At 73.9% G+C, this 4,149-nt stretch carries 3 protein-coding genes; 1 reads left to right on the top strand and 2 read right to left on the bottom strand.

The genetic code is table 11. The features are described from left to right. Positions 1–130: 130 nt before the first annotated feature. Positions 131–1,153: a class II fructose-bisphosphatase gene (gene glpX / locus J1M41_RS08295; protein WP_002854500.1), complete on the top strand. Its 1,023-nt coding sequence runs from the start codon at positions 131–133 to the stop codon at positions 1,151–1,153. A gap of 23 nt (positions 1,154–1,176) precedes the next feature. On the opposite strand, the gene manA is transcribed toward glpX, so the two are convergent. Next, the gene (gene manA, locus J1M41_RS08290) at positions 1,177–2,421 is read right to left on the bottom strand and encodes a mannose-6-phosphate isomerase, class I (RefSeq protein ID WP_158183537.1); all 1,245 of its coding nucleotides are present in this window, start codon (positions 2,419–2,421) and stop codon (positions 1,177–1,179) included. A 41-nt stretch (positions 2,422–2,462) separates the two neighbouring features. Continuing rightward, the gene (locus J1M41_RS08285) at positions 2,463–4,055 is read right to left on the bottom strand and encodes an LCP family protein (protein ID WP_342214090.1); all 1,593 of its coding nucleotides are present in this window, start codon (positions 4,053–4,055) and stop codon (positions 2,463–2,465) included. Positions 4,056–4,149: the final 94 nt, after the last annotated feature.

Below are 4,149 nucleotides of genomic sequence, written 5' to 3'. Positions count from 1 at the left end.
AGATGGGTATAAGAGACAGGCATTGTGCCACCCGCGGGAGACCGCCCCCGTAGGATGAGGACCGGGGCAGAGCCGCCCTCACGCCCCGTCCCGTGCGGACGGAGCGCCGCGAGCAAGGATCGGAGCAGCGATGACCAGCGCGTCCTCGGAGAAGACCGGCTACGAGAATCACGTCCCGGACCGCAACCTGGCCATGGAGCTGGTGCGGGTGACCGAGGCGGCGGCCATCGCCGCGAGCCCCTGGGTGGGCTACGGGGACAAGAACAAGGCGGACGGCGCCGCGGTGGACGCGATGCGCGCGTTCATGGACACCGTGGCCATGGACGGCACCGTGGTGATCGGCGAGGGCGAGAAGGACGAGGCCCCCATGCTGTTCAACGGCGAGCAGGTCGGCGACGGCTCCGGCGCCGCCGTGGACGTGGCCGTGGACCCGATCGACGGCACCCGCCTGACCGCCATGGGCTACAACAATGCGCTCTCCGTCTTTGCGGTGGCCGAGCGCGGCACCATGTTCGACCCGTCGGCCGTGTTCTACATGGACAAGCTCGTGGTGGGCCCCGAGGCCGCCGACTTCGTGGACATGCGCCTGCCGGTGAAGCAGAACGTGAACCTCGTGGCCAAGGCCCTGGACAAGCCCGTCTCGCAGGTGACCGTGTGCGTGCTGGACCGCCCCCGCCACGAGGGCCTGGTCAAGGAGATCCGCCAGGCCGGCGCCCGCGTGAAGTTCATCCTGGACGGCGACGTCGCCGGCGCCATCGCCGCCGCCCGCCCGGACACCGGCGTGGACATGATGATGGGCATCGGCGGCACCCCCGAGGGCATCGTCACCGCGTGCGCGATCAAGGCCACCGGCGGCATCATCCAGGGTCGCCTGGCCCCCACCGACGACGCCGAGAAGCAGAAGGCCCTCGACGCCGGCCTCGACCTCGACGCGGTGCTGACCACGAACGAGCTGGTCACCTCCGACCACTGCTACTTCGCGGCCACCGGCATCACCGACGGCGACCTGCTGCGCGGTGTGCGCTTCGCCGACGGCCGCGTGCACACGCAGTCCATCGTGATGCGCTCGTCGTCCGGCACGGTCCGCACCGTGGACGCCGAGCACGACGTGAAGAAGTGGTCCAAGTGGCTGGGGGACCGCGACGCCCGCTGAGCCCGCGGGCCGGTCTGCCGGGCTCAGCCCCGCGGCAGGCCGGCCACGTGCACCGTCGCCGGGGCGCCGGCCGCGGCGCGGACGGCCAGCGGGCCGGACGCCGTCTCCGCTGCGGGCAGGAACACGGCCTCGCCCGGGCCCAGCTCGATCTCCTGGCCTGCCAGGGCCAGGCTCGCCGTGCCGCGGGTGACCACCGCGATCCCGGGCCCGTGCACGTCGAGCCCGTGGACGGCGTCGTCCTCGAGCGTGGCCTGAAGCAGCTCGAACTCCTCGAACGGCGGGCGGAAGGCCACCACGGAGTCGGCCACGCGCTCGGGCTCGGTGGAGGGCACCGGCAGCGCCTCGAAGGTGACCACGCGGCGCAGCTCGGGCACGTCCACGTGCTTCGGGGTGAGCCCGCCGCGCAGCACGTTGTCCGAGGCGGCCATGACCTCCACGCCCAGCCCGTGCAGGTACGCGTGCACGTTGCCGGCGGGCAGATGGATGGCCTGACCCGGGGCCAGGTCCACGCGGTTGAGCAGGATGGCCACCACCACGCCGGGGTCGTCCGGGTGGTGCTGGGCGACCTCGAGGGCCGTGGCCAGCGAGGGGTCGCGCTCGGCCAGGTCCGGCGCGGCCCGCAGCACGTCCACGACCTGCGCGACGGCGCCGGGGGAGCCCCACACGGAGTCCGGGTCGAGGATCGAGGTGAACGCGTCCTCGAGGTCCCCGGCGGCGAGGGCCTGGCTGATCCGGGCGGCGGCGACGGCGACGGCGGACGTGTCCCCGTCCGCCCGCTCCGTGAGGGCGCGGGCCAGGGCCTCGAAGCTGTCCGAGGAGACCTCGGGGGAGCGGAAGCCGCACATCGCCGCGAAGGGGGTCAGCGCGAGCAGCATCTCCGGCTTGTGGTTCGCATCCTTGTAGTTGCGCTCCGGGGCGTCGGCCGGCACGCCGGCCGCCTCCTCCGCGGCGTGGCCCGCGCGGGCCTGCTCCAGGGTGGGGTGCGCCTGGATGGACAGCGGGGCGCCCGCGGCGAGCAGCTTCATCAGGAAGGGCAGACGGCCCTCCGGTGCGGCGGGCCCGAGGCAGTGCTCGGGGTCCCCGGCCACCACCTCGTCCAGGCCGACGTGGGCGCCGTCCGCCACGACGGCGACGCACGGGGCGCCCGGATGGTCGCCCAGCCACAGCTCGGCCTCGGGGCGGCCGGTGGGCTCGCGTCCCTGCAGGTCGGCGAGGAGCGTGGGGGAGCCCCAGGCGTAGTCACGGATCACGGGCTTCAGGACGTGCATGCGCCCAGCCTAGGTCAGCCCGTCGGCCCGCGCGTCGCGCCTCACGGGGCGGGGACGCACAGCCCGTTCGTCGAGGACGCGTGGTTCAGCACGTCCTCCTGGCCCAGGTCCTCGGCCGTCATCAGGTCCTCGGCGGTGAAGGGCTCGCCGTCGGAGCGGGTCGGCGGGGCCGGCCACGTGGCCGGGTCGTCCTCGTCGACGTCGGGGGCCTCCGTCTCCTGCGCGACGACGGCCAGCACGGTGAGCAACGGCGTCGCCGAGACCCCGGTCGGCTCCGATCCGGCGGTCGCGGACTCGGCGGCCAGCATCTCGTCCACGCGGCGGTGGACGAGGTCGTAGTCGGGGTAGGTGGTGAAGTGGGTGCCCGTGTCGCCGAAGTCGGGCGGGCCGATGGTCAGCCGCCGCATCTTCTGGCCGCGCGAGCGCTCGGCGAGGTCCGCGAACGTGCCGAGCTGGGACTGCGGCAGGTCGGTGGTCACGATCTGCTCGCCCGCCGCGAGGATCCCCTCGAAGCGGGTGAGCACGGTGGCGGGGCTGAACTGCTCCAGCATCGCCGCCTGCATGCACTGCTGCCGGCGGATGCGGGCGTAGTCGGTGGACCAGTGCCGGGAGCGGGCGAAGGCGAGCGCGTCGTCGCCGTTGAAGTGGTGGGTGCCCGGCTCCCACCAGATGTTGCCCCAGGCGCCGTCGGGCCGGACGCCGCGGTGCACCACGTAGCCGCCGCTGACGACGTCCACCCCGCCCATGGCGTCGATCAGCTGGGCGAAGCCGCCCATGTCCATGAGGGCGTAGCCGGAGACGTCCAGGCCGAGGATGCCGCCGGCGGCGTCCTTCATGGCCTCGGCGCCGGGGTGTTCGGCGTCCGGGTAGAGGTCTGCGTGATGCTCCTCCACGTCCGTGTAGAGGGCGTTGAGGATGCACTCGTCGCCGCAGTCGAAGCCGTTCGGGTACACGTCCCACAGTGGGGAGCCCTCGACGAACGGCGCGTTCTGGAGGTTGCGGGGCAGGGAGAACATCACGATGGCGCCGGTGCGGGCGTCCACGGAGACCACGTGCATGGAGTCCGGGCGCAGCCCCTGGCGGCCTTCGCCGGCGTCCGCGCCCAGGACCAGGATGTTGTAGCGGCCCTCGGCCTCCGGGACGGCCGGCCCCTCCTGGAAGACCTCGCCGAGCGCCCCGCGGCTCGTGTTCGCCGCCCAGCCGCCGTAGAGCAGGGCGCCGCTGGTGAGCACGAGCGCGAGCGCGGTGACCGCCGCCGTGATCTTCCGCGCGCCGGGGGCGAGCAGGTGCGGCCGGATCAGCCGGAACGTGTCCACCCACAGCACCGCCCAGCCCACCGCCAGCGCCGCCAGGACCACCGCCAGCCCGAGCAGCACGCCGTCCCGGGCCATGAGCGAGATCAGGCTCGCGCGGGAGACCAGCCACCACAGCAGCCCGAGGATCAGCACGGCCCACACGGTGACGGTGACCCGCAGCGCCACGCGGCCGAGCCGGCGGCTGCCGGCGACGAGCTGGGCGCCGCCGGGGACCAGCAGGGTCAGGGCGGTGAGGATCAGCGCCCGGCGGGTGCGCTCGGTGGGGGAGGCGACGCGTGGATCTCGGAGCGGGTCGGGCTGCGCGTGACCGGCGGGCACGGATCCGGTGGCGGGCGACATCAGCGGTCGGCGGCCATCCGCTCGCGCAGGCGGGCCCCCTTGGCCCGGGCCTGGGCGTTGAGCTCGTCGGCGT

Source organism: Micrococcus sp. KRD096 (genome assembly GCF_017168495.1).
Classification (GTDB): Bacteria; Actinomycetota; Actinomycetes; order Actinomycetales; family Micrococcaceae; genus Micrococcus; species Micrococcus luteus.
The sequence above is the reverse complement of the archived record's forward strand: the minus strand, read 5'-3'. Positions and strand labels throughout refer to the sequence as shown.

Excerpts from the sequence above, each read along its gene's own strand:
- glpX (WP_002854500.1), top strand. The coding sequence starts at position 131 with ATGACCAGCGCGTCCTCGGAGAAGACCGGCTACGAGAATCACGTCCCG.
- manA (WP_158183537.1), bottom strand. The coding sequence starts at position 2,421 with ATGCACGTCCTGAAGCCCGTGATCCGTGACTACGCCTGGGGCTCCCCC.